The 21603-nt window shown below is 69.2% G+C and carries 24 protein-coding genes and 1 tRNA gene; 17 read left to right on the top strand and 8 right to left on the bottom strand.

Annotated elements, in window-relative coordinates; all coding sequences use genetic code 11:
• Positions 1-2: 2 nt before the first annotated feature.
• The 11 genes from gspG to MMG85_RS01895 all read left to right on the top strand — a co-directional run bounded on the left by gspG (position 3) and on the right by MMG85_RS01895 (position 9365).
• Complete coding sequence (gene gspG / locus MMG85_RS01945; RefSeq protein WP_241044428.1) at positions 3-428, top strand: type II secretion system major pseudopilin GspG; 426 nt, start codon at positions 3-5, stop codon at positions 426-428.
• A gap of 116 nt (positions 429-544) precedes the next feature.
• Positions 545-955, top strand: coding sequence for a GspH/FimT family pseudopilin (locus MMG85_RS01940; RefSeq protein ID WP_241044613.1), 411 nt, complete (start codon positions 545-547; stop codon positions 953-955).
• Positions 952-1383: a prepilin-type N-terminal cleavage/methylation domain-containing protein gene (locus tag MMG85_RS01935; RefSeq protein ID WP_241044426.1), complete on the top strand. Its 432-nt coding sequence runs from the start codon at positions 952-954 to the stop codon at positions 1381-1383. The genes MMG85_RS01940 and MMG85_RS01935 overlap by 4 nt, the downstream gene beginning before the upstream one ends.
• On the top strand, positions 1380-2057 hold the full coding sequence (locus MMG85_RS01930; protein ID WP_241044424.1) for a prepilin-type N-terminal cleavage/methylation domain-containing protein: 678 nt from the start codon (positions 1380-1382) through the stop codon (positions 2055-2057). The genes MMG85_RS01935 and MMG85_RS01930 overlap by 4 nt, the downstream gene beginning before the upstream one ends.
• Positions 2054-2905: a type II secretion system protein GspK gene (locus MMG85_RS01925; RefSeq protein ID WP_241044422.1), complete on the top strand. Its 852-nt coding sequence runs from the start codon at positions 2054-2056 to the stop codon at positions 2903-2905. The genes MMG85_RS01930 and MMG85_RS01925 overlap by 4 nt, the downstream gene beginning before the upstream one ends.
• The gene (locus MMG85_RS01920; protein WP_241044420.1) at positions 2902-4041 is read left to right on the top strand and encodes a PilN domain-containing protein; all 1140 of its coding nucleotides are present in this window, start codon (positions 2902-2904) and stop codon (positions 4039-4041) included. The genes MMG85_RS01925 and MMG85_RS01920 overlap by 4 nt, the downstream gene beginning before the upstream one ends.
• On the top strand, positions 4034-4642 hold the full coding sequence (gene gspM, locus MMG85_RS01915; RefSeq protein ID WP_241044418.1) for a type II secretion system protein GspM: 609 nt from the start codon (positions 4034-4036) through the stop codon (positions 4640-4642). Before MMG85_RS01920 ends, gspM begins: the two co-directional genes overlap by 8 nt.
• Positions 4632-5462 (top strand): general secretion pathway protein GspN, encoded by an 831-nt coding sequence (locus MMG85_RS01910; RefSeq protein ID WP_241044415.1) that lies wholly within the window; start codon positions 4632-4634, stop codon positions 5460-5462. The genes gspM and MMG85_RS01910 overlap by 11 nt, the downstream gene beginning before the upstream one ends.
• A 9-nt stretch (positions 5463-5471) precedes the next feature.
• Positions 5472-7682, top strand: coding sequence for a type II secretion system secretin GspD (gene gspD / locus MMG85_RS01905; protein WP_241044413.1), 2211 nt, complete (start codon positions 5472-5474; stop codon positions 7680-7682).
• A complete protein-coding gene (locus MMG85_RS01900; protein WP_241044411.1) occupies positions 7679-8524 on the top strand; it encodes a glycosyltransferase in 846 nt (281 codons plus the stop codon). Before gspD ends, MMG85_RS01900 begins: the two co-directional genes overlap by 4 nt.
• 1 nt (position 8525) lies before the next feature.
• Entirely contained in the window at positions 8526-9365 is an 840-nt protein-coding gene (locus tag MMG85_RS01895; protein WP_241044612.1) for a glycosyltransferase family 2 protein, read from the top strand.
• 13 nt (positions 9366-9378) lie between these two features.
• Here MMG85_RS01895 and MMG85_RS01890 read toward each other — a convergent pair whose 3' ends face one another.
• The 6 genes from MMG85_RS01890 to thiS all read right to left on the bottom strand — a co-directional run bounded on the left by MMG85_RS01890 (position 9379) and on the right by thiS (position 13999).
• Complete coding sequence (locus MMG85_RS01890) at positions 9379-9840, bottom strand: hypothetical protein (protein WP_241044409.1); 462 nt, start codon at positions 9838-9840, stop codon at positions 9379-9381.
• Positions 9837-10226 carry an ACT domain-containing protein gene (locus tag MMG85_RS01885; protein WP_241044407.1) on the bottom strand — a complete coding sequence of 130 codons (390 nt, stop codon included), beginning with the start codon at positions 10224-10226 and terminating at the stop codon, positions 9837-9839. The genes MMG85_RS01890 and MMG85_RS01885 overlap by 4 nt, the downstream gene beginning before the upstream one ends.
• Complete coding sequence (locus MMG85_RS01880; RefSeq protein WP_241044405.1) at positions 10223-12091, bottom strand: SLC13 family permease; 1869 nt, start codon at positions 12089-12091, stop codon at positions 10223-10225. Before MMG85_RS01880 ends, MMG85_RS01885 begins: the two co-directional genes overlap by 4 nt.
• Before the next feature lie 91 nt (positions 12092-12182).
• A complete protein-coding gene (gene trmB, locus MMG85_RS01875) occupies positions 12183-12944 on the bottom strand; it encodes a tRNA (guanosine(46)-N7)-methyltransferase TrmB (protein ID WP_241044403.1) in 762 nt (253 codons plus the stop codon).
• Complete coding sequence (locus tag MMG85_RS01870) at positions 12944-13738, bottom strand: thiazole synthase (protein ID WP_162336914.1); 795 nt, start codon at positions 13736-13738, stop codon at positions 12944-12946. The genes trmB and MMG85_RS01870 overlap by 1 nt, the downstream gene beginning before the upstream one ends.
• Positions 13739-13798: 60 nt before the next feature.
• Positions 13799-13999 carry a sulfur carrier protein ThiS gene (thiS, locus tag MMG85_RS01865; RefSeq protein ID WP_241044400.1) on the bottom strand — a complete coding sequence of 67 codons (201 nt, stop codon included), beginning with the start codon at positions 13997-13999 and terminating at the stop codon, positions 13799-13801.
• A gap of 171 nt (positions 14000-14170) precedes the next feature.
• Here thiS and MMG85_RS01860 point away from each other — a divergent pair, with 171 nt between their 5' ends.
• From MMG85_RS01860 to MMG85_RS01835, 6 genes are all read left to right on the top strand, one after another.
• Positions 14171-15973 carry an autotransporter domain-containing protein gene (locus MMG85_RS01860; protein WP_241044610.1) on the top strand — a complete coding sequence of 601 codons (1803 nt, stop codon included), beginning with the start codon at positions 14171-14173 and terminating at the stop codon, positions 15971-15973.
• 79 nt (positions 15974-16052) lie between these two features.
• Positions 16053-16126 (top strand) — tRNA-Gly (locus MMG85_RS01855).
• Between the two features lie 82 nt (positions 16127-16208).
• On the top strand, positions 16209-17084 hold the full coding sequence (rimK, locus tag MMG85_RS01850) for a 30S ribosomal protein S6--L-glutamate ligase (protein ID WP_241044398.1): 876 nt from the start codon (positions 16209-16211) through the stop codon (positions 17082-17084).
• Between the two features lie 332 nt (positions 17085-17416).
• Positions 17417-17902 carry a hypothetical protein gene (locus MMG85_RS01845; RefSeq protein WP_241044396.1) on the top strand — a complete coding sequence of 162 codons (486 nt, stop codon included), beginning with the start codon at positions 17417-17419 and terminating at the stop codon, positions 17900-17902.
• An 11-nt stretch (positions 17903-17913) separates the two neighbouring features.
• On the top strand, positions 17914-18597 hold the full coding sequence (locus tag MMG85_RS01840; protein WP_055936695.1) for a response regulator transcription factor: 684 nt from the start codon (positions 17914-17916) through the stop codon (positions 18595-18597).
• Positions 18584-19960 carry a HAMP domain-containing sensor histidine kinase gene (locus MMG85_RS01835; protein ID WP_241044393.1) on the top strand — a complete coding sequence of 459 codons (1377 nt, stop codon included), beginning with the start codon at positions 18584-18586 and terminating at the stop codon, positions 19958-19960. Before MMG85_RS01840 ends, MMG85_RS01835 begins: the two co-directional genes overlap by 14 nt.
• 15 nt (positions 19961-19975) lie before the next feature.
• On the opposite strand, the gene MMG85_RS01830 is transcribed toward MMG85_RS01835, so the two are convergent.
• Entirely contained in the window at positions 19976-20572 is a 597-nt protein-coding gene (locus MMG85_RS01830) for a hypothetical protein (protein WP_241044391.1), read from the bottom strand.
• Positions 20573-20668: 96 nt separating this feature from the next.
• The gene (gene metF / locus MMG85_RS01825; protein WP_241044389.1) at positions 20669-21502 is read right to left on the bottom strand and encodes a methylenetetrahydrofolate reductase [NAD(P)H]; all 834 of its coding nucleotides are present in this window, start codon (positions 21500-21502) and stop codon (positions 20669-20671) included.
• Positions 21503-21603: the final 101 nt, after the last annotated feature.

The raw sequence follows: 21603 nt of genomic DNA, 5'->3' as shown, positions 1-21603 counted from the left end.
GCATGCGTTCGATGACTGCGTTCCGTTCCCCGCGTTCCCAGCAGGGTTTCAGCCTGCTCGAGATCATCATCGTGCTGGTGCTGATCGGCGGCATCCTGGTGCTGGTGGGCAGCCGCGTGATGGGCGGCGCCGACAGCGGCAAGGTCAAGCTGGCGCAGTCGCAGGTGCAGACGCTGGCGGGCAAGATCGAAACCTACCAGCTGGACACCGGACGTTATCCGGCGCAGTTGACCGACCTGGTGACCAACCCCGGCAACGCGCCCGGCTGGCTGGGGCCGTATGCGAAGGAAAGCGAGTTGCAGGATCCGTGGAAGAACCCGATCGACTACCGCATTCCCGGCGAGACGCAGCGCTTCGACCTGGTCAGCCTGGGCGCCGACGGCCAGGCCGGTGGCGACAGCGTCAACGCGGACATCAAGAACGAATAAGCGCGACGCCCGCCGTCGTGGCACGCCGCTTCGCCCCTGCGCACCTGTCCGCCTCCGGGCGCGCCGTCGCGCGTGCGCGAGCGGAAGGGTTCACGCTGCTGGAAACGCTGCTGGTCATGACGCTGATGGCGGCGGCCGCGATCCTGGCGGCGATGGTGTTCACCGGTGGCATGGACGGCATGCGGCTGCGTTCCGAATCCAAGGAGATCGCGGCGCAGCTGCGCTACACGCGGGCGCGCGCCATCGCGACCGGGCAGCCGCAGCTGTTCCGGATCGATCCGCGTGCGCATGCCTGGGAAGCCGCCGGCGACCGTCGTGGCGAGATCGACGGGTCGCTGTCGGTCCGCTTCACCGGTGTGCGCGAGGCGCAGCTGCGTGCGGGCGAGGGCGCGATCCTGTTCTTTCCCGATGGCGGCTCCACCGGTGGCCGCGTGACCTTGTCGGCGGGAACGGCGGCATGGAGCGCCGACGTGGCCTGGCTGACCGGTGAAACCCGGCTGCTGCGCGACGAGGTGCGGGCACCATGACGCCGCCGGCACGCCGCGACCAGCACGGCTTCACCCTGCTCGAAGTCATCGTCGCCTTCGCCCTGCTGGCGCTCGCGCTGACCCTGTTGCTCGGCTCGCTGTCCGGCGCAAGCCGGCAGGTACGGGAGTCGGCGGACAGCAGTCGCGCCACCCTGCACGCACAGTCGCTGCTCGCACAGCTGGGCGCGGGTGAGGTGCTGCAGCCGGGCCGGCAGGAAGGCAGCTTCGAGGGCGACCGCTATCGCTGGCACCTCGAGGTGGCGCCGTTCGCCGATCCGCTGGCGGCGCGCGCGCAGGTCGATGCCGGCGCACCGCAACTGCTCGACGTGCGGCTGGTGGTGCGCTGGGGCGACGAGCGCGGGCAGGCGATGCAATGGCGCACGCTGCGGCTGGCGCCGCGCGACATCAATCAGGCGGTGGTGCCGTGAGGCGCGCGCAGGCCCGCGGCTTCACCCTGATCGAGGTGCTGGTGGCGCTGGTGCTGATGGCGGCCGGGCTGGCGCTGGCGTTCGCCACGCTGCGCTCGTCCACCGCCGTGGTGACCCGCGGCGAAGACATCGCGCAGGCAAGCGAACGCATGCGCGCGGTGCACGGCTACCTGCGCGCGCGGCTGGCCTCCGCGCAGCCCATCGTGTTCGCCACCGATCGCAGCTCGCTGCGGCAGGCGCGCTTCATCGGTTCGCCTCAGCGCATGCGCTTCGTGGCGGATCTGCCGGACTATCTCGGCTACGGCGGGCCCTACCTGCACGAACTGGTCGCCGACGACCAGGGGCGGTTGCAGGTGGCGTTCTCCGTGGCGCGGCCGGAAGCGTCGCTGGAAGAGGTGGAGCACGCCGCCCGCGGCCAGCGTGCCGAACGCCTCGCCGATGGCCTGCGCGCGGTGCGCTTCCGCTATCGCGGACTGGACGCGGACAACCGGCTCGGGCCGTGGCAGGACCGCTGGGAGACCTCGGAGATGCTGCCGCTGCAGGTGAAGGTGGAGATGGAAGCGGAAGCGGTGCACGGCGGCCGCTGGCCCGACCTGGTGGTGACGCTGGCGCGCAGCGAGGGCGGCGCCGGCGGTGGCCTGTTGCCGGGCGGCACGAATCCGGTGCTGCCATGAACCGTGCGCGCGGCGCTGCCCTGTTGCTGGTGCTGTGGCTGGTGGCGCTGCTCACCGCGCTGGTTGGCGCGTACGCACTGACCGCGCGGATGGAGGCGTTGCAGGGGCGCGTCGGCAGCCGCGGCGCGGTGGCGCAGGAAGTGGCGCGCGCCGGCATGGAGTACGCGCTGGTGCGCGTGTCCGACCGCAATCCGGAAACCCACTGGCAACCCAACGGCCGTGCCTACGCATGGAGCTTCGATGGCAACGAGGTGCAGGTGCGCATCGTCGACGAGACCGGCAAGGTCGATCTGAACCAGGCCGACGTGCCGCTGCTGTCGCGCCTGATGCAGGCGCTCGGACAGCCTGCCGATGTCAGCGACGTACTGGCGGCGGCGATCGTCGACTGGCGCGACGCCGACAACCTCAGCCAGCCGGTGGGCGGCGCCGAGGACGGCGACTACGCGGCGGCCGGTCGCGACTACGGCGCCAAGGACGCGCCGTTCGACACCCTCGCGGAGGTCGAACAGGTCCTCGGCATGACGCCCGACCTGTACGCACGGATGGCGCCGTTCCTGACCCTGTACTCGGGACGCGGGCAACCGGACGCGAGCTACGCGCAGGGTCCCGTGCTGGAAGCGATGGGCGTGGATGCGGCGGCGTGGCTGGCGCAGCGCAACGCCACCGGTGCGGCCGGCAATCCGCAACTCGTCGGCACCGGGAGCGGCACGTATAGTATCGAGAGCCGTGCGCGGCTGGCCGATGGCCGCGAGGCGGCGCTGAGGACGGTGGTGCGCGCGGGAGCCAGCCCGGTGCCGGGTTCGGCCTATACCTTGTTGCGCTGGGAGGAGGGAGCGTCACCACAATGAGCGGCGTACGCGACACCCTGCAGCGCTTCCGTGCGCGCTTCGGCCCCGGGCCACGCAGTTTCCTGGCGTGGTGGGGACAGGCGCTGGCGACCTGGTTGCCGGCGCGCTGGCGCGTGCTGCTGGGGCTGACCGGCGATCGCCTGCTGTTCCAGCGGCAGGAGGACGAGATCGAGATGAGCTGGCTCGAAGGCACGCAGCGGCACCTGCTCGCGCGCCTGCCGGCGACCGTCACGGCGGACGAACTGCGTGCGCTGCTCGGCAACCGCCTGGCCGGCTTGCCGCGCTGGTGGCTGGTGCCGGCGGACATGGCCTTGCGTCGCCGCCTGCTGCTGCCCGCCGCCGCCGCAGAACGCCTGCGCGACGTGCTGGCGTTCGAGCTGGACCGGCAGACGCCGTTCACCGCCAACGAGGCCTGCTTCGATGCGCGCGTGCTGGGCGTGCGCGAGGACGGCCAGCTCGAGGTCGAACTGGCGGCGGTGCCGACGGTCGCCTTCACCAGCGGCCTGGCCCGTCTGGGGGGACTGGCGGACGGCATGGCGGGTGCCGATGTGGAAGACGCCGAGGGCGGGATCCTCGGCCTGAACCTGTTGCCCGAGGCCGCGCGCGTGGCCCGGCAGGCGCCGCAGCGTGGCCTGCACCTGGCGCTCGCCGCGGTGGCGGTGGTGGCGCTGGTGTTCGCGGCCTGGGCCGTGCTGGACAACCGCCGCGCGGCCGCCGACGCCTTCGCCGCCCAGGTCGACAGCCGGGCCGACGCCGCACGCCAGGTGGCTGCGCAACGGCAGCAGCTGGTCGACCTGGTCACCGGCACAACCGTCCTCAACCAGACCAGCGCCCGTCGCCCCACCGCATTGGAAGTGATGGACGACGTCACCCGGCGCCTGCCTGACAACACCTATCTCGAGAAGCTCGCCATCGAAGGCGACCGGCTCACGCTGATCGGCTTCAGTCCGGAAGCCTCCGGACTGGTGGCGCGCCTGCAGGGCTCGCCGCTGTGGCGCAATCCCGCCTTGAGCGGGGCGTTGCAGCCGGATCCGCGCACGCGCATGGACCGTTTCACCCTGACCGCCGAACTGCTGGGCAAGCAGGACCCGGCCGCCAACCCGCAGGGAGACGCCAATGCCGCTGGCCGTGACTGACCGCGACCGCTGGCTGGCGCTGGCGCTGCTGCTGGCCGCGCTGCTGCTCGGCTATTTCCTGCTGGTGCATCCGTGGTGGACCGTGCCGATGCAGGACGTCGGTGCGCGCGTCGACGAACTGCGCGGGCGCGAACTGCGCATCCGCACCCAGTTGCAGCAGGCCCCGCAGGTGCAACGCGAACTCGCGGCCGCGCTGGCGCAGCAGGCGCAGCGCCCCGGTTTCCTGCCGGAAGCGACGGTGGAACTGGCCACCGCCGGCCTGGTGCAGCGGCTGGAAACCATCGTCAAGCAGGCCAGTCCGGGCAACCGCAGCTGTGCCATCGCCAACCAGTCGCCGCTGGCGGTTGGCGGCCGCGAGGTCTACCCGCGCGTGGTGGTGCAGGTGCGCCTGCGCTGCGGCGCGCCCGAACTCGCTTCGGTGCTGCACCAGATCGAATCCGGCAGCCCGCGCCTGTTCGTCGAGAACCTCAACATCCTGCCGCAGCGTTATGCCTTCCAGGCCAGCGAGAGCGGTGCCGGGGGACTGGACGTGAACTTCGACCTGTACGGTTACCTCAAGCCCTCGCCGGCGGTGAATCAGGAGCCTGCCGGTGCGCGCTGATGCCTGGAGCGTCCGCACCTGGCTGCTGGCCGTCGTGGCGGGATGGGCCGTGCTGGCCGCGTTGCTCGCGCTGTTCGGGCTGGGCAGCCGCATCACGCCGTTGCCGGCCGATCCGGCCCTGGTGCAGGCCTTGCCGCGGCTGCCGCCGAGTCCACCGGAGCGTCTGGGCGCGCTGGACCAGTACGCCGACGTGGGCGCGCGGCCGCTGTTCTCCGAAGACCGCCGCCCCAAGCCTTTCTTCCTGTCCGGCGAAGAAGCCGCGGCACCGGCCTTCGACCTGGTGCTGACCAGCGTGCTGATCACGCCGTACCTGCAACTGGCGATCGTGCAGCCCGCGCAAGGCGGCGAAGGGCTGCGGGTGAAAGTGGGCGAGTCGCCGGCGGGCTTCCCCGGCTGGCAACTGGCGGAACTGGATCCGCGCCGCGCCGTGTTCGATGGACCGGAAGGTCGCCGCGAGCTGGAACTGCGCGTCTTCGACGGCGCCGGCGGGCAGCCGCCGACCCCGGTCGCCACCGTGCCGCCGATGGTGCCGCCCGCTGCGGCGGGTGCTCCGCCGGTGATGCCGGGCGGTCGTACCACCGGCGGCAACAGCGCGCCGGTGGCCATGCCGACCGTGGCCTCGCCGCCCGCGCCCGGGCAGGCACCCGCGCCGGTCGCCGTGCCCACGCCTTCGTCGTCGAGCGATCCCTCCGTGCCGGTCGCCACCGCCGACGAACAGATGGAAGCCATCCGCCAGCGCATCGAGCAGCGCCGCGCGCAGCTGCGGCAGCAGCAGGCGCAACCCACCACGCCGCCGGCAGCGCCCGGCAAGACACAGTAGAGTGCCGGCATGACGTTACGTGTGATCCTGTTTTCCCTCTGCCTGGGCCTGCTGGCCGGCTGCGCGACCGCGCCGTCGCCGGACGTGCGCCGCACCGCCGGCACCCAGACGGGCGAGGTCGTGGCCGGCACCGCACAGACCACGCCGCTGCCGGAGGCCGAGTCTCCGGTCGCCGGGCCGCAGGCGCAGATCCGCCGCGGCAACGGGCAGATGATCAACCGCAGCGCGGCGGCGTCGCCGCTGCCGTCGCTCGGCGGCGCCAGCAGCGGATCGGCCACCTTCAACTTCGAAGGCGAGTCCGTCCACGCCGTGGTCAAGGCGATCCTCGGTGACATGCTGGGGCAGAACTATGTGATCGCGCCGGGCGTGCAGGGCACGGTCACGCTGGGCACACCCAAGCCGGTGTCGCCGGCCGAGGCGCTGAACCTGCTGGAGATGGTGCTGGGCTGGAACAACGCGCGGCTGGTCTACAGCGGCGGCCGCTACAACATCATCCCGGCCGACCAGGCGCTGGCCGGCAGCGTGGCGCCGCGCACGGGCCCTGCGTCCAGCGCCCGCGGGTATGAAGTGCGCGTGGTGCCGCTGCGTTTCATTTCCGCCAGCGAGATGAAGAAGGTGCTGGAGCCGTACGCGCGGCCCAACGCCATCGTCAATGTCGATGGCACCCGCAACGTCATCACCCTCGCCGGTACGCGGACCGAGCTGGAAAACTACCTGCGCACCGTCGAGATCTTCGACGTCGACTGGCTGTCCGGCATGTCGGTGGGCGTGTTCCCGCTGCAGACCGGCCGCGCCACCCGCGTGGTCGCCGACCTGGAGAAGGTGTTCGGCAACGACAGCAAGACGCCCAGCGCCGGCATGTTCCGTTTCATGCCGCTGGAAGGTGCGAACGCCGTGCTGGTGATTACGCCGCAGCCGGCGTACCTGGACCAGATCCAGCAGTGGCTGGAGCGCATCGATGGCGCGGGCGAGGGCAGCCGGCTGTTCTCGTACGAACTGAAGTACATCAAGGCGCGCGAACTCGCGCAGCGGCTGGCGGAGGTGTTCGGTTCCTCCGGCGGCAACAGCGGCAGCGACAGCGACGGCCGTTCGACCGGCGGGCCGGGCAATGTGTCGCTGATGCCCGGCACGGAGTCCGTGCAGATCAACGACGGTGGCATGAACAGCAGCGGCGGCAGCGTCGATTTCGGCAGCAGCAGTGGCACGGGCTCCAGCAGCGGCGGGCTGGGCGGTGGCTCGCTGTCGCTCAACCAGCGCGACGGCGGCAACGGCGCGGTGACGCTCGAGGTCGACGGCAGCCGCGTCGGCGTGGCGGCCGTGGAAGAGACCAATACGCTGCTGGTGCGCGCCAGCCCCAGCGCCTGGCAGTCGATCCGCGAGGTGGTCGACAAGCTCGACGTGATGCCGATGCAGGTACATATCGAAGCGCAGATCGCCGAGGTGTCGCTGACCGGCGACCTGAGCTACGGCGTCAGCTGGTTCCTCGAGCGTGCGATGACCGACAACGGCCTGGGTCCCTTCGCCGCGCCGGGCGCGGGTGGGCCCAGTGCCTGGAGCACGCTGGCCGGCAGCATCGGCGGGGTGGGCGGCGCGGGCGCGGTGTGGACGCTGGTCAAGAACGACGCAGCCGCCGTCATCACGGCGCTCGACGAAGTCAGCGACCTCCGCCTGCTGCAGACGCCGTCGATCTTCGTGCGCAACAACGCGGAAGCCACGCTCAACGTCGGCAGCCGCATTCCGATTTCGTCGGTCACCGTCAATCCCGGGCTGGGCGGCGACAGCACCTTCAGCCAGGTGCAATACCTCGACACCGGCATCATCCTGAAGGTGCGCCCGCGCGTGACCAAGGACGGCGTGGTGTTCATGGAAATCGTGCAGGAAGTCAGCACGCCCGGCGACGTGCCGGACGAGAACGGCAACGTCCGCATCAACAACCGCCGTTTCAAGACCGAGGCGGCCGTGCAGGCGGGCAACACCGTCATGCTGGCGGGCCTGATCAGCGACAGCGCCACCAACGGTTCGGCGGGCATCCCCGGACTGAGCCGGATTCCGATCATCGGCGGCCTGTTCGGCCGGAAGACCACCAGCTCCGAGCGCAGCGAAGTGATCGTGCTGCTCACGCCGACCATCGTGCGCAATCCGCAGGAGGCGAACGACCTGACCGACGAGTACGGCAAACGCTTCCGCGCGCTGGAACCGCTGAACGCTCCGCGCAAGTGACGCCGCCCGCTTCGAGCCTGCCCATCGTCCTGTTGCCGATCGGCAGCGACGACGACGCGCTCGACGCCTGCCTCGGCGCCCTCGACGCCGCCACGCCGGCCGGCACGCGCCTGTGGCTGGCCGATGATGCGCAGGCCGGCCCGCGCGGGCTGGCCATCATCGAGCGCTGGCTGGCGCGCACCCGCCTGCAGGCCGACTACACGCGGCGCCCGCGCATGCTGGGCGAAGTCGCGCACGTGGACCAGATGCTCGCTGCCTGCGGCGATGCCGACGTGGTGGTGCTGGCGCCCGACGCGCAGCCGCTGCCCGGTTGGCTGCAGCAGCTGGCCGCCTGTTTCGCGCGCGACGCCGCCATCGCCACCGCCACGCCCTGGTGCAATGCCGGCGAAGCCGCCGCCTGGCCGCGCCTGGGCGAAGTGAGCCCGCCTCCCGCGGATGTCGAGCGCACTGCGCACGCCTGCGCGGCGATGTCGCCGCTGCATCCGGAACTCCCCGCCGCCGTCGCGCACGCCGTCGCCTTGCGCGGCAGCGCGCGCAAGCGCGTCGGCGGGCTGGACGCGGCGAGCTACGGGTCGTGGTACGCCGCACTGGTCGACCTGTCGCTGCGCCTGGCCGGCCTGGGCTGGCGCAACGTACTGTGCGAGACCGCGTTCGTCGCACGCGGTGGCGAAGGCGGTCCCGCCGACGGCGACATGGACGCCTTGAATGCGCGCTGGCCGACCTTCACGCCGCGGCTGGCGACCTTCCTGATGGACGACCCGCTGCGCCAGCCGCGCGAGCGCTTGCACGCCCTGTATGCCGACGCGGGATCACCGGAGCGCCAGCGTGACCTCTTCGGTTGAGATGTCCGGCATCGTCGCGGTGGTGGTCACGCACGAGAGCGCGTCCAGCATCGACGATTGCCTGATGCGGCTGCGGGTGGCGCACGGCGTGCACGAGATCCGCGTGGTCGACAATGCGTCGACCGACGACACCATGGAGATCGTGCAGCGGCACGCGCTGCAGGATGCGCGCCTGCGCTTCATCGCCAATCCGGACAACCCCGGCTTCGCGGTCGGCTGCAACCAGGGTGCGCGCGACACCGACGCGCCGTGGCTGGCGTTCGTCAATCCGGACCTGATGGTGGAAGCGGACACGCTGTCGCGGCTGCGCGCGCATGCCAGCGACATGGCGGGCGCGGTGGTGCTCGGTGTCGATCTGGTCGACGAAGACGGCGTGCGCGATGTCGCCGCGCGTCGCCGTGATCCGCAGTTCGCGGCGATGCTGCGCTCGCCGGGCGCGGCGTCGAAACTGGGCGTACCCGTCGATGATGCGCAGGTGTTGCAGCCGGTGGACATCGTCTCCGGTGCGCTGATGCTGATGCCGCGCGCGCTGTTCGACAGGATCGGCGGCTTCGACGAAGGCTATCGCCTGCACGCCGAGGACATGGACCTGTGTCGTCGCGCGCGTGCCGAAGCTGCGCTGGTCGCCGTCGCCAACGACATCCGTGTACTGCACATCCGCGGCGTATCGAGCCGCGCGCGCCCGGTATTCGTGGAATGGCACAAGCACCGCGGCCTGTGGCGCTACTTCCGCAAGTTCGAGGCGGCGCGATGCGGCACGCTCACGCGGGCAGGCGTGTTCGGTGCCATCTGGTTGCACTTCGGTGCGGTGCTGGCGCGGATCGTGTTGCGCAGGCGCTGAATCCGTCAGGACCTCATCGCTCGAAGGCTTGTGCAACCCGGGCTTTCTTCTTGAGGTCTTCGTAGGAGTTCGCTTCGATGCGGATCACCGTCGTTGCCATGGCGCGTGAGGGGTTTTCTCGAAAACTCCAGTACGAACGTGGCCACTCCCGTCCCGCGTTGGCGTCAGCGAACCATGCGCTGCCGCTACCGTCCGGATGAAAGCCGACGAATTTCAACGTCGGCGTGTCGGGATGGTTGCCGACGTAAATCGATGCGATAGGTTCGTTTGTCGCGGCGAAACGGTATCCGCACACCAGAAAGTCAGGTCCGTAGCGTACGGTCAGGTCCCAGGCAACCTTCGCTTTCAACACGGGGCACGTCATGGCGTCGTCGGCATTGGCAACCGGCGCCTGCGGTTCCCGGGCACGACAGGCTGCAAGGACCAGGATGGCAACAAGGGCGATGGCACCAGCAAGCGCCCGGCCGGAGATCATGGGAGGAGCCTGTGTCCTGAGGTCATCAGGGCATGGCGTGCCGGCTCCAACTGGTGCGCCTGCACCAGCACATAGTCGGTGTCGAAGGTGGAGATCGCGAAGATGCCCACGCCTGCCGCTGCCAACGGATCCAGCACCGCCTTCAGGATGCCGGTCAGGGCGAAGTCGAACGGTCCCTGCAGCTTGAACATACGCCAGCCGCGCTGGCAGCGGACATCGTCGGGGACATGCGCTTCCTCGCAGACCAGCGACAGTTCGTCGTCGGTCCAGCCGGCGTGGCGCATGCCGCTGGTGGGCCACCAGACGGGCAGGGCGGCGTCGGCAGGCAGTTGCGCGACCGCGTAGCGATCCGGCAGGAGCAACAAGTCCAGTGACGGGGTAGTCATCCGCCGCGCGCACTCCACCAGAACAGCGCGTTCACCGCGAGCACCACCACCATCGTGTAGACCAGCGACAGCGGCCCGCCGACGCGCCACAGCTGGCGCGAGGTGTAGTTCGCCGGGCCGACGATCATCGAGATCACCGGATTCGACGCCGTCATCAGGTTGTTCGACGCCGACAGCGCCACGATCAGCGCGAACGCAGTGGGATTGCCACCGGCCGCCAGCGCCAGGTTGATCGCCATCGGCACCATCACGATGGTCGCGCCGACATGGCTGATGACCAGCGAGAACGCCGTGGTCAGCAGCGCCACGGCGATCTCCAGCACCCAGATGGGAATGCCTTCGGGCAACCGCTCCACCGTATGGCCCGCCACCCACGCGGCCGCGCCGCTGCTGTCCATCGCCCAGCCCAGCGGGATCAGCCCGGCCATCAGGAACACGGTCTTCCAGTTGATCGCGCCGTAGGCCTCGTCCATGCGCAGCACGCCGGTCAGCAGCATGCCGGCCACGCCGGTCATCAGCGTCAGCGCCACCGGCAGCTTGGAGGTCAGCGCGATGATGATGGTGATGGCGAAGATGGTCATCGCGATCTTGAACTTGTGCGGCCGCTGCTCGCCCTTCGGGTAGTCGGTCACCACCACGAAGTCGCGGCTCTCGGCCGCCAGGCCCAGGTCCTGCCAGATGCTGTGGAACACCAGCATGTCGCCGGCGCGCAGCTTTTCCTCGCGCACATTCTCGCGGATGACCTTCTTGTCGCGGTTGATCGCCAGCAGGCTGATACCGTTCTGCTTGCGCAGGCGCAGCTCGCGCGCGGTCTTGCCGATGAACTTCGACGTCGGTGGCACCACCGCCTCGGAAATGCCTGCGCGGCTCGGATTGAACAGGTCGCCGAAGTGGCGCAGGCGCGAGGACATGCGCAGGAACTGGTTCTGCGCGAAATCGCTGATCTCCTGCCGCGTGCCCATCACGCCCAGCACGCTGCCCACCCAGATACGCATGTCCGCCGGCGGCGCCAGGCGGGTGTCGTTGCCGGTCTGCAGGGCGAGCATCAAGGGTGCGTTGTGCAGGGCCTCGGCTTCGCCCAGCGACATGCCCACCAGCGGGCTTTCCGCACTGACCACCAGCTCGAACACATCGCCTTCGATGCCGTAGGTGTTGGCGAAGTAGCTCTCGGTGCGCGCCGGCGTCACCACGCCGTCGCTGTCCTGGGCCTGGTCCTTCAGCTTGCGGTCGCCGACGTAGCGGAAGTACACCAGCGAGGCGATCACCAGCGCCAGGCCGATCGGTGCCGGCGCAAACATCCGCAGCGGCTCCAGCGTCGCCATGCCGGAGGGCAGGTTGTTGTTGGCCGACACCAGCAGGTCGTTGAGCAGGATCAGCGGCGAGTTGCCGACCATGGTGAATGCGCCGCCCATGACGATGGCGGCGGCGATCGGCAGCAGCAGCCGCTGCATCGACAGGCCGGTACGCGAGGACAGGCGCGAGGCGACCGGCATGAACAGCGCCATCACCGACGGGTTCTGCATGAAGGACGAATTGAGGCTGGCGATGGCGGCGGTCATCAGCAGCAACCGCTGCTCGATGCCATGGCCACGCCGCAGCAACCACGAGGCCAACCGGTTCAACGCGCCGGTGCGGTCCAGGCCGGCGCCGAGGATCATGGTGGCGATGATGCTCATCACCGCGTTGCCGGAGAAGCCGCCGAAGATCTCCTCCGGCGCGATCAGCCCGGTGATGCCCAGCACCACCAGCACCACCAGCGCCACCAGGTCGGCGCGGATGCGCTCGAACAGGAACATCGCCATCGTGAAGCCGACCAGCCCGAGGACGAGCTTCATGTCGTTGGTCAGCGTCAGCGCGTTGTCCATTACGGCAGGCGGGAATCGGGAGTCGGGAATCGGGAATCGGCGAGGGCGCCTCGGCCCCGCGGCCCGACAGATGCAGGTGGACGTGGACGGGTCATCGCATCCATTCCCTATTCCCCATTCCCGGCTTGTCATACACAAGATCCCACACCCCGTGCCCGAGCTTCTGGCCGCGGGTCTCGAAATGGGTCTGCGGGCGCCAGTCGGGGCGCGGCACGCTGCCGCGCGGGCCGGCGCGGTTGACCAGTCCCGGGGTGGCATCCAGCACGTCCCACATGTGCTCGGCGTAGGCCTCCCAGTCGGTGGCGCAGTGCAGGCGGCCGCCGGGGCGCAGCTTGCGGGCGATCAGCGCGGCGAACTCGGGCTGCACCAGCCGGCGCTTGTTGTGGCGCTTCTTGTGCCAGGGGTCGGGAAAGTAGATGCGGACTTCATCCAGCGATCCGTCGGCGACCTCGTGCTGCAGCACTTCCACCGCATCGTGGTGGTAGACGCGCACGTGGTCGCTGCCGTCCTCGGCCAGGGCGTTCAACAGCCGGCCGACGCCGGGCGCATGCACTTCCAGGCCCAAGTAATCGCGGTCCTTGTCGCGGGCGGCGGCGAAGCGCAGCGCCTCGCCGTTGCCGAAGCCGATTTCCAGCACCCGCGGCGCCGCGCGGCCGAATACCGCATCGTAGTCGCGCGGCGCGCCGGTGTAGTCCAGTCCGAAGCGCGGCCATTGCGTGTCGAACGCGCGCTGCTGGGCCTCGGTGAAGCGGCCCTGGCGCAACACGAAGCTGCGGATCTCGCGCCTGCCCTCGCTGATGGTGAATGGCTTGGGCGGTGTCTTGGCGCCCGGGCTGGAAAACGGGTCCGTCATCAGCCGATCAGTCCGTCGATCGGGCTGGAGGCCGAAGCGTTGCGCTTGCGCGGGATGCGGCCGGCCAGGAACGCTTCGCGGCCGGCTTCCACCGCCTTGCGCATGGCGCTGGCCATCAGCACCGGATGCTTCGCGCCGGCGATGGCGGTGTTCATCAGCACGCCATCGCAGCCGAGCTCCATGGCGATGGCGGCATCGGAGGCGGTGCCCACGCCGGCATCGACCAGCACCGGCACCTTGGCGTTCTCGATGATTTCCAGCAGGTTGTACTTGTTCTGCACGCCCAGGCCTGAGCCGATGGGCGCGGCCAGCGGCATCACCGCCACGCAGCCGATCTCTTCCAGGCGGCGGGCGAGGATGGGGTCGTCGCTGGTGTAGACCATCACCTGGAAGCCGTCGGCCACCAGCGTCTCCGCGGCGGCCAGGGTCTGCACGACATCGGGGTAGAGTGTCTTCTGGTCGCCCAGCACTTCCAGCTTGACCAGCGTGTGGCCGTCCAGCAGTTCACGCGCCAGCCGGCAGGTGCGCACGGCGTCGGCAGCGGTGTAGCAGCCGGCGGTGTTGGGCAGGATGGTGTAGCGGTCCGGCGGCAGCACGTCGAGCAGGTTGGGCTCGTTGGGCGACTGGCCCAGGTTGGTGCGGCGGATGGCGACAGTGACGATCTCGGCGCCCGCGGCCTCGGTGGCCAGGCGGGTTTCCTCGAAATCCTTGAACTTGCCGGTGCCGGTCAGCAGGCGGGAACGGTAGGTCTTGCCCGCGATCACCAGCGGGTCATGGGGGGCGGTGTTGGACATGCGGCGATTATCGCCCATGTCGCGCCGGTGCGTCCCGCCGATGTGGCCGCGGTCGTGCGTTCAACCGCCGCCGAGCGCGTGGACGATCTCGACGCGGTCGCCGGGCAGCAGCACGTGCTGCGCGTGCTGCCCGCGCGGGATGATCTCGCCGTTGACCTCGATGGCCACGCGACGCTCGGCCAGCCCCTCGCGCTGGAGCAGGGTGGCGATGGTGCTCTGTTCCGGCAGCGCGTGCGGCTGCCCGTTCAACTGGATATCCATGCCGCCATTGTCGCCGATGGTCCGGCGGCTTGCCGCATTGCAGCGTGTACAGCGGCGGGCTTGGTGGAACGATGCGCGCCATGCGCAGCCGTACGGCAGAGCCGGCACGCAGCCCTCGACACTTGCCCCGGAGATCCCATGAAGCGTTCCGTTTCGCCCGTCCGTTCCCTGCTGGCCGTCGCGCTGGCGGTGGCGGCGGCTCCCGCCCTGGCCGGCGACAGCCCCTATTCCCAGACCGTGTTCTTCGGCGACAGCCTGACCGACTCGGGCCATTTCCGCCCGGCGCTGGTGCAGGCGGTAGGCCCGAACGGCGCCCTGCTGGGCCGCTTCACCACCAATCCCGGCCTGGTCTGGTCCGAATACCTGGCCGAGTACTACGGCACCGGCGCCACCAGCGCCAACCAGGGCGGCACCAACTACGCCGTCGGTGGCGCGCGCGTGGGCACCAACACGTCGGGTGCGCTGGGTCCGATCCCGTCGATGACCACGCAGCTGACCAGCTACCTGTCCGCCAATGGCGGCCGTGCCGATCCGAACGCCCTGTACACGGTCTGGGGCGGGGCGAACGATCTGTTCGCCATCACCAACGCCGGCGCCGACCCGGCCACCACCATCGGCGGCGCGGTGACCGCGCAGGTCGGCATCATCGGCACGCTGCAGAATGCCGGTGCCCGCTACATCCTGGTGCCCACCGTGCCGGACCTGGGCGTGACGCCGGCGTTCCGCGCGCAGGGCCCGACTGCCGCCGCCGGTGGCACGCAACTGGCTTCGACCTACAACAGCGCGCTGTTCGGCGCGCTCAACACGGCCGGCCTGCGCGTGATTCCGCTGGATACCTTCACGCTGCTGCGCGAGATCGTGGCCAGCCCGGCCGAGTACGGCTTCGGCAACGTCACCGGCACCGCCTGCAACCCGCAGATCACAGCGTCCTCGGTCACCTGCAGCCCGCTCAACTATGCGTCGGCCAATGCGCCGGACGTGTATGCGTTCGCCGATGGCGTGCATCCCTCGTCGAAGGCGCACGGCATCCTGGCCCAGTACGCGCAGGCGATGCTGGAGGGGCCGCGCCAGATCGCGCTGCTGCCGTACACCGCGTCGGTGCACGGCCGCGCCCGTGCCGACCGCGTGGCGTCGCACGTGGCGGGCAAGCCCGAGGCGGACGGCATGCGCTGGTGGGGCGACGTGCGCGGCGACTTCCTGCGCTACGGCGACGGCGACCTGTACGACGGCGTCGGCCCTGCGGGCACCTTCGGCGTGGACTGGTCGAGCGGCTCCTGGGTCTACGGCGCCTTCGCCGGCTATGGCCGGGCGAAGTACGACTTCGGCCTGCGCCGCGGCAGCTTCGACGAATCCGATGCGACCCTCGGCGGTTTCGCCGGCTGGTACGGCGATCACCTGTGGGCGAACGCGCAGGTCAGCTACAGCTGGCTCTCGTACGACGTTGACCGCGAAGTCCAGTTGGGCGGGGTGTCGCGCCGGCACAGCGGCTCGCCGGACGGCACCAACCTGACCGTCGGCGCGAGCGCCGGTTACGAGTTCGGCGACGGCGCCTTCCGCCATGGTCCCGTGGTCAGCGTGGTGTCGCAGACCATCGAGATGGATGGTTACAGCGAAAGCAACCTCAACTCGACCGCGCTGGCCTACCCGGACCAGGACTTCGACTCGCTGATCGGCAGCGCCGGCTGGCAGGTCAGCTACGCGATCAACGATCACCTGGCGCCGTATGCGCGCCTGACGGTCGACCGCGAGTTCGAGGATCCGGCGGCGGAAGTGTTCGCCCAGTCGCTGTCGCTGCCGGGCACCGCGCCCTACGCAGTGCCGGGTCTGGATACCGACGACAGCTACGGCACGCTGCTGCTGGGTGCGCGCACCAAGCTGTTCGGCTTCGACGCCAACCTCGGCGTGAACACCACGGTCAACCAGGGCGGCGGCACCAATACCACCGCGTTCATGACCCTGAGCGGCGGCTTCTGATGCATGCCGGGCAATGCGGCGCCGGAGGATGGCGCCGCATTGCCTTGCCGCGTGCCGCGGCATAGACTCGCGCCATCGTGCGGGTGTAGTTCAATGGTAGAACTGCAGCTTCCCAAGCTGCTAGCGTGGGTTCGATTCCCATCACCCGCTCCATTCCGCTTTCCTTCCCTGATCCTGTCATCGTCCCGCACCGCGGGCGTGGCATGCTGTGCCTGCCTCCCGTGACCGACTCCCCATGAAGCTCGCCATCCTGTCGCGCAACGGCAAGTTGTACTCGACGCGCCGCCTGGTCGAGGCCGCGCGACAGCGTGGCCATACCGTCCGCGTGCTGGATCCCCTGCGTTGTTACATGCGCATCGCGTCGAGCGGCTTCCAACTGCACTACAAGGGCCGGTCTCTGGCCGGTTACGACGCGGTCATTCCCCGCATCGGTGCGTCCATCACCCGCTACGGCACCGCCGTGCTGCGGCAGTTCGAGCTGATGGGGACGTACAGCCCCAATCCGTCCGACGCCATCCTGCGCGCGCGCGACAAACTGCGCGCGCACCAGTTGCTGGCGGCGCAGGGCATCGACCTGCCGGTCACCGTCTTCGGCGACAACCCGGACGACACCAGCGACCTGCTGTCGATGCTCGGCCCGCCGCCGCACGTCATCAAGTTGAACGAGGGCGCGCAGGGCGCCGGCGTGATGCTGACCGAGAAGCCGTCGGCCTCGCGCAGCGTGGTGGAAGCGCTGCGCGGCCTGTATGCCAGCTTCGTGGTGCAGGAGTTCATCGGCGAGGCCGAGGGCGCCGACCTGCGCTGCTTCGTGGTGGGCGACCAGGTGGTGGCGTCGATGCGCCGGCAGGCGCCCGAGGGCGACTTCCGTTCCAACCTGCACCGTGGCGGGACCGCGCTGCACGCCATCGCCACCGAAGAGGAGTGCGCCGTGGCGATCCGCGCGGCCAGGGTCCTGGGGCTGGGCGTGGCGGGCGTGGACCTGATCCGGGCCCAGCGCGGTCCGCTGGTGCTGGAGGTCAATTCCACGCCGGGGCTGGAAGGCATCGAGTCCGTCTGCGGCGTGGACGTGGCCGGGTGCATCGTGGAGCATCTGGCGGCGCAGGCTGAATAGCGGCGACCCGGGCGCCGGGTATCGGTATGCGCTGATTTCACATGGATTTAACGCGGTTTTTAACGGTGGTTTAATCGAAAACCGCGTAGCCTTCCCCGGACCGCAGCTCTGCGTCCCTCCGGTGGATACCTCTGGAAGCACAGGATTACGGTAATCGGGGCATTAGTTTGGCCCAGGCGGGCAACCACCCGCCTGGGCCTTTTTGTCGGTGACCTTTGGCCGATGTCCCCCGCGTGCGGCATGTCAGAATCCGGAACGCAGGGCCTAGCGTCGTTGATTGCGCAACGGCTGTTACTCTCTGCCTTCGCACCCCACCCCACGAGAGGTAATGGATGTACAAGTTCGCATGGACTCCCGCGTTGGCCTTGTTGCTGGTATCGGCCAGTGCAGTCGCCAGTATCGGTTCCGGGAACAGCACGCGCGGTGAGCGCACGGTGATGGATGTCCACCAGTCGTTCGATGCGCAGCGGCAGTCGATCGAAGCCGATCTGGCGAACGGCAAGACCTATAGCGAGCTTTCCGACAGTGACCGGGCCAAAGTGACCGGTGCGTTGGAGAGGATGGGAAACCTGCTGCATGAGGCGGGCGGCGTGGCCGCGCTGGACGAGGCGCAGAAGGTGCGGGTATTCAACGACCAGGAACTGGTCAATTCCCTCCTGTCCCAGGCCGCCGCGGACAGCCGGCTCATCTGCCGTCGCGAAAAGCAGATCGGCTCCAACCGCACCACGACCCAATGCATGACCGCGCTGCAGCGCAATCGCCAGTCGGAGCAGGCCCGCAAGGACTTGAGCGATTCGGCCACTTCGTCCCAGCGCTGAAGGAACACGTGATGCGTATCCTCGTGATCGAAGACAACAGCGACATCGCCGCCAACCTCGGCGACTACCTCGAAGAGCGGGGCCATACCGTCGACTTCGCCGCCGACGGCGTGACCGGGCTGCACCTGGCCGTCGTGCACGAGTTCGATGCGATCGTCCTCGACCTCAACCTGCCCGGCATGGACGGGCTTGAGGTCTGCCGCAAGCTGCGCAACGAGGCGCGCAAGCAGACGCCGGTGCTGATGCTGACCGCGCGCGATTCGCTGGACAACAAGCTGGCCGGCTTCGACTCCGGTGCTGATGACTACCTGATCAAGCCGTTCGCGCTGCAGGAAGTCGAGGTCCGCCTGAACGCCCTGTCGCGCCGCGGCAAGGGCGTGCAGACGCGCGTGCTGGAAGTGGGCGAGCTGGAATACAACCTGGACACGCTGGAAGTCCGCCGCCAGGGCAAGTTACTGCAGCTCAACCCCACGGCGCTGAAGATCCTGCAGGCGCTGATGGAGGCGTCGCCCGCCGTGGTGACCCGGCAGGAACTGGAAACGCGCGTCTGGGGCGAGGAGCTGCCCGACTCGGATTCCCTGCGCGTGCACATCCACGGCCTGCGCGCCGTGGTGGACAAGCCGTTCGACTCGCCCTACATCCAGACCCGTCATGGCATCGGATACCGCATCGCCGCACCCGATGCCAGCAGCTGAGTCGTCGAAACCCCGCCGCCACCGCCGTTTCCGGCGGCGGCTGCGTACCCGCATCATCCTGTCGTTCGTGCTGTTGGGGTTTGGCCTGACGCTGCTGCTCGCGTTCTCGGCCAACTGGGTCCGCAACCGTGTCGAAGAAGACCTGGTGGTCGATGCGATCAGCCAGAACATCGCGGAGTATCAGCGCCGGTATGTCGAGAGTGATGGGCGGGAGCGCGATCTGCGCGTCCAGACGATGAGGGCTTATGCATTCGCCCCGGACAAGTTCGCCCAGCTCAAGATCGACCAGCCGGAGTGGTATGAGCTTCCCAACGGCATCCATACCGTAAGCGGCACCGACGAGGACGGATCCCCGTTTTCCTACTGGCTCGCCGTGCAGAAAACGCCCGAAGCCTGGTTCTTCCTCGCGTACGACAAGACGGAATCCGTCAAGGCGAAAAGCAAGTTCAACAATGCACTGGTTGGCGTCGTTATCGTCTTCACGGGCATCTCGTTGCTGATCGGCTGGTGGTCCGCCTCCCGCGTCATGAGTCCGGTCTCCGAACTGGCCGCACGCCTGCGCGCCTACCGCGGTAGCAGCAACCCGCGTCCGCTGGCGCCGCACTTCCCCGAGGATGAGGTGGGCGAACTGGCCAAGGCGCTCGACGACTACTCCGTGCGCCTGACCGACGTGGTCCAGCGCGACCGCGAGTTCAACGCCGACGTCAGCCACGAACTGCGCACGCCGCTGGCCATCATCCGCGGTTCGGTCGAGCTGATGCTGTCGCGTCCGGACATGGACGATAAGACCCGTACGCGCATCCAGCGCATCCAGCGCGCCGAACAGCAGTGCACCGACCTGATCAGCGCGCTGCTGCTGCTGTCGCGCAACGAGCGCGGCCACGGCAATACCGATGTCGCGCGGGTGGTCGACCAGTTGCTCGATGCGCACCGCGCCACGCTGGGCGGCAAGCCGCTGGTGCTGCGCGTGGAAGGCGAGGGCGGCGTGACGGTCGATTCGCCCGAGGCCGCGCTGTCGGTGGCGCTGGGCAACCTGATCGGCAACGCCGTGAAGTACACCAAGGAAGGCGAGGTGGTCGTGCGCCTGCTGCCGGATGCGGTGGAAGTGGTCGACTCCGGGCCGGGCCTCAGCAAGGAAGACGCGGCGCGGCTGTTCGAGCGCGGCTACCGCGGCACGCACGCCGGCCACTCGCAGGGCGGTGGCATCGGCCTGTCGATCGTCAGCCGCCTGTGCGCGCTGTACGGCTGGCAGGTGGGTGTACGCCCGGGCGAACCGAAGGGCGTGGTGGCCACGTTGCGCTTCTCTCCCGAACGCGGCGTGATGCCCGACGAACCGCTCAGCGGGTCCACGCAGGGCGCCTGAGCGCCCAGGACACCGTCAGAGCGTGATCCAGAAGCAGTTGTAGGCCCGGCGCAGGCCGAACGTCGTGTCGGCGGGCGTGGCGCTGTTCTTCAGCGTCTGCACGATGCGCAGGCCGACGGGGCGCTGCCGTTGCGTGCTCGTCTGCGGGTAGTAGCCATCCCGGTTGGCGTCGACCACCTGTCCGGCGGCGTCGAGCACCGGTGCGGGTGCCGGCCGGATGGGGACGATATCGACCAGCGGACGCTGCGCCACCACGTCCAGCCGGTCGAGGATGCGCAACGCGCCGGCATCCGAGGTGCCGGCCCAGTGATAGACGCCGGCAAGACGGTTCACGTCGCCCGCCTGGATCGCCGACGACACCTGCATCACCAGGTCGCTGAGCGTGCGTGAACAGCCGCCGCGATACAGCGCGCCGGTCGCGGCCGTGGTGGTGGAGGGCGAGGGCAGGCGATCCATCGCGCCGACGTCTTCGCAGCGCTTGTCCGTATAGACCGTGTCGCCGGACATCGTGGTGCAGCGTTGCACGCCCTGCTGCTGCGCCTGCGCGATGGCGGGCCGCAGACCGCCGCAGACAAGCAGGCAGACGAGGACGGAGAGGGAAAGGGAGCGCATGCCGCCAGCCTAATCCGGCGGGCGCACCCGGGTCAGGGCACGCGCGCACGGAATCGGCGATCGTTCACCTGCCGGACGAACGGAACCGCTGGCGGGTCAGGCCGACCAGCCCAGGCGCGACAGCACGGACTGGGTCGGCTTGGCCAGATTGAGGGTGTAGAAGTGGAGTGACGGCGCGCCGCCTGCGACCAGACGCTCGCACAGGTTCGCCACCACGTCCGCGCCGAAGTCGCGGATCGCCTCGGCATCATCACCGAGCGCCTGCATGCGTTTGCCGATCCAGCGCGGGATCTCCGCGCCGCAAGCTTCGGAGAAACGACGCAGCTGCGAGAAGTTCGAGATCGGCATGATGCCGGGGATGATCGGGATCTCCACGCCGAGCTTGCGCACCGCATCGACGAAGTGGAAGTAGGCGTCGGGGTTGTAGAAGTACTGGGTGATCGCGCCATTGGCGCCGGCATCGACCTTGGCCTTGAAGTGGCGCAGGTCGGTCAGCGCGTTCTCGGCCTGCGGATGCGTTTCCGGGTAGGCGCCGACTTCGATGTGGAAGGTGTCGCCCTGTTCGGCGCGGATGAATTCGATCAGTTCCGAGGCATAGCGCAGGTCGCCGGGATGTCCCATGCCGGAGGGCAGGTCGCCGCGCAGCGCGACGATGCGCTTGCAGCCCAGGGCGCGGTACAGGCGCAGCAGTTCGCGGATTTCCTCGCGGCTGCCGCCCACGCACGAAAGATGCGGCGCCGCATCGAAGCGATGGTGCTGGTTGAGGTGGCGGACCGTCTCGGAGGTGTAGCTCAGCGTGGAGCCGCCGGCGCCGAAGGTGCACGACACGTACTCGGGCCGGTAGGCCTTCAGCTTGTCCGCGGTGCGGTCGAGCTGCGCGCGCTGCTCATCGGTCTTGGGCGGATAGAACTCGAAGCTGATGGAGGGCATGGACGGCGCCGTTCGGGTCGAGGCCGCATTGTATCGCTTCATCCGGATGAATGTTTATCGCCAAGGCGGCCGCCATCGGTTGGCGGAAGCGCCCGCCCTCT

Source organism: Pseudoxanthomonas sp. LH2527 (assembly GCF_022539275.1).
Lineage (GTDB): Bacteria > Pseudomonadota > Gammaproteobacteria > Xanthomonadales > Xanthomonadaceae > Pseudoxanthomonas_A.
This window is presented reverse-complemented; position numbering and strand designations above follow the sequence as displayed.

Bases quoted from the DNA above. Each gene is read 5' to 3' on its own strand.
- MMG85_RS01880 (WP_241044405.1), bottom strand. From the start codon at position 12,091: ATGGACAACGCGCTGACGCTGACCAACGACATGAAGCTCGTCCTCGGG.
- MMG85_RS01925 (WP_241044422.1), top strand. From the start codon at position 2,054: ATGAACCGTGCGCGCGGCGCTGCCCTGTTGCTGGTGCTGTGGCTGGTG.
- MMG85_RS01835 (WP_241044393.1), top strand. From the start codon at position 18,584: ATGCCAGCAGCTGAGTCGTCGAAACCCCGCCGCCACCGCCGTTTCCGG.
- gspG (WP_241044428.1), top strand. From the start codon at position 3: ATGCGTTCGATGACTGCGTTCCGTTCCCCGCGTTCCCAGCAGGGTTTC.
- gspD (WP_241044413.1), top strand. From the start codon at position 5,472: ATGACGTTACGTGTGATCCTGTTTTCCCTCTGCCTGGGCCTGCTGGCC.
- MMG85_RS01830 (WP_241044391.1), bottom strand. From the start codon at position 20,572: ATGCGCTCCCTTTCCCTCTCCGTCCTCGTCTGCCTGCTTGTCTGCGGC.
- MMG85_RS01935 (WP_241044426.1), top strand. From the start codon at position 952: ATGACGCCGCCGGCACGCCGCGACCAGCACGGCTTCACCCTGCTCGAA.
- MMG85_RS01870 (WP_162336914.1), bottom strand. From the start codon at position 13,738: ATGTCCAACACCGCCCCCCATGACCCGCTGGTGATCGCGGGCAAGACC.
- metF (WP_241044389.1), bottom strand. From the start codon at position 21,502: ATGCCCTCCATCAGCTTCGAGTTCTATCCGCCCAAGACCGATGAGCAG.
- MMG85_RS01885 (WP_241044407.1), bottom strand. From the start codon at position 10,226: ATGACTACCCCGTCACTGGACTTGTTGCTCCTGCCGGATCGCTACGCG.
- MMG85_RS01845 (WP_241044396.1), top strand. From the start codon at position 17,417: ATGTACAAGTTCGCATGGACTCCCGCGTTGGCCTTGTTGCTGGTATCG.
- MMG85_RS01895 (WP_241044612.1), top strand. From the start codon at position 8,526: ATGTCCGGCATCGTCGCGGTGGTGGTCACGCACGAGAGCGCGTCCAGC.
- MMG85_RS01890 (WP_241044409.1), bottom strand. From the start codon at position 9,840: ATGATCTCCGGCCGGGCGCTTGCTGGTGCCATCGCCCTTGTTGCCATC.
- MMG85_RS01940 (WP_241044613.1), top strand. From the start codon at position 545: ATGACGCTGATGGCGGCGGCCGCGATCCTGGCGGCGATGGTGTTCACC.
- trmB (WP_241044403.1), bottom strand. From the start codon at position 12,944: ATGACGGACCCGTTTTCCAGCCCGGGCGCCAAGACACCGCCCAAGCCA.
- thiS (WP_241044400.1), bottom strand. From the start codon at position 13,999: ATGGATATCCAGTTGAACGGGCAGCCGCACGCGCTGCCGGAACAGAGC.
- rimK (WP_241044398.1), top strand. From the start codon at position 16,209: ATGAAGCTCGCCATCCTGTCGCGCAACGGCAAGTTGTACTCGACGCGC.
- MMG85_RS01840 (WP_055936695.1), top strand. From the start codon at position 17,914: ATGCGTATCCTCGTGATCGAAGACAACAGCGACATCGCCGCCAACCTC.
- MMG85_RS01920 (WP_241044420.1), top strand. From the start codon at position 2,902: ATGAGCGGCGTACGCGACACCCTGCAGCGCTTCCGTGCGCGCTTCGGC.